Genomic DNA, 1,939 nt, shown 5'->3' with positions numbered 1-1,939 from the left:
AAAAAAATTAAAAATATATCCTTAAAAAAAGACTGCAATGATGGCATGGTTTTGAGACAGTCTGACGGTCTCGTATATGGCCCGTCGCTTGCAAATTAGCGATTATTTTTCGGTTGAGCCACAAGGCAGATTTTTAAATATTACTATTTATTTTTTTAATTGGAAATCGTCAAATTTTTAAATTTGACGATTTCCAAATTAAGCTCAAACTTCGATTAATCAAATAAATAGCTATGAGCTATATACTTTGTTGGTAGCTGTTTTTAAATAATAAATTTAAATCCAAGAAATGATTGCATAAAAATACTAGTTTCTTTATTAAAATTTGATGTTGCACCTAGGTTAATATACATAGATCCTGCTAAATTATAAGACATCAATAAGCCTGCATCAACTCCTAAAATAGCTTTTTTTATTTCATAATCTTTAAAGTCTAGTATTGAAAGGCCGTACTTTATTTCAAATTTAAAGGATTTGTTTTTTGAAAACTCGTTTCCAGCTAATAAGGAATATTTTAATAAGTTATAATTTGGCTCATCATTTTTTCTAATGATTGTTGCATAAGTAAAGTTTAAGCCAAGTGTAGTATTTTTATCATCAAAAGTTTTGGTAATATCAAAATTTAAGGACTCTCCATAATTATCTTTTGCTAATGCCAAACCGACATTTGCAGAAAATGAATAAAAGTTTTCTTTAGTATTTAATTCACTCTTGTCTTGAGCAGAAATATTGATACTAAATAGAATAAGCGTTATAGTAAATATAGTTCTCATATTTAATCAGTTATATGAATTCTTGAGTGGAAAACGTCTTAATTTACAGAGAATCTTCAACTCAAGAATTTGTTTTAATCTCTATTACTTTGATAGTATATCCCATGCTTTGTCAAATGCAGCACTAGTTGCTCCTGCCCCTTTTACAGCTCCTGCAACAGCACCAATAACAGTTGAGCTTCCTGCAGCCGCTCCTGCAGCACCACCTATTGCATCAGCTGCAATCGTTAACCATTTTCTTAATTTCCATCCTTTAAATAATCCATTAGTAACAGGATACTTAGTGTCCCAATATAGCATAGAATATCTACTAACTGAACTAGCTATTAATATCACAGACTTTTCTTCTAATGAGTAACTTTCCAATTGATTTTCAAAATCTTTTATTTGATTAGTAATAAGCTCAATATTATTTCCATCATAATCATCTATAATTTGTATTAATTCAAGAAGTTTTGACCTTTGAAAAGATGATACATTTATTTGATTGATATAACTTTCGAAATCATAATTTATTACGTTATTTATGATAGGTTCTAAAAACTCTCTAGAGGCTAAGTTATCGACTTGACCTTCTTCGTTAAAATGATCTTCTATTATAGAATAAACTTCATCTAGCGATTCCATATTGTAATTATTCTCATCAAAATTTTGAAGAAACATATTATGCTCATAACCAATGTAATCTAATGGATTTTCAGGATTTGATGCTTCTTCCCATTCTGAATTAATTGAATTAGGTTCTGTCAAATAATTGTGGGTTATAGCGTCTTGATTTTTTACATTACTCTTAGTGTTTTCTGTTAGATTATTTTCATCATTACTACAACTTATTAAACCAAAGGTTATGAAAAAAATAAAAAATTTTAAAATAGTAAGTTTCATAATTAATAAAATTTATGTTTTGTTTAATGTATAACAAAACAAGGTTGAACAATAAAGTGCCTAATCAAAGTTTTAGGCATTTGATTTTACATCATTCGCTAGTTACTATCTTCTTCCTTCAGAGAGTCAGTTTGTGTTTTTATTTTAAAATCCGTAAGTCGGATGGTCATTAAATTGCTCTGTTTAGGTGTTTAAATAGCTACCAACGGCAGTCAGTCTCAAAACTACCAATTAATGCTCTTAAAAATAATATTTTTCTGATTTTTATGAAATTTATCGAG

At 28.4% G+C, this 1,939-nt stretch carries 2 protein-coding genes; both read right to left on the bottom strand.

Features of this window, described 5'->3' with window-relative positions; genetic code table 11:
• Positions 1 to 263: 263 nt before the first annotated feature.
• Positions 264 to 773 (bottom strand): hypothetical protein, encoded by a 510-nt coding sequence (locus tag ACH2AZ_RS12370; RefSeq protein WP_379046291.1) that lies wholly within the window; start codon positions 771 to 773, stop codon positions 264 to 266.
• Between the two features lie 84 nt (positions 774 to 857).
• Complete coding sequence (locus ACH2AZ_RS12365) at positions 858 to 1,658, bottom strand: hypothetical protein (protein WP_379046289.1); 801 nt, start codon at positions 1,656 to 1,658, stop codon at positions 858 to 860.
• Between the last annotated feature and the right edge of the window lie 281 nt (positions 1,659 to 1,939).

Source organism: uncultured Mesonia sp., assembly GCA_947499595.1.
In the GTDB taxonomy this organism is placed as follows: Bacteria; Bacteroidota; Bacteroidia; order Flavobacteriales; family Flavobacteriaceae; genus Mesonia; species Mesonia sediminis.
The sequence above is the reverse complement of the archived record's forward strand: the minus strand, read 5'-3'. Positions and strand labels throughout refer to the sequence as shown.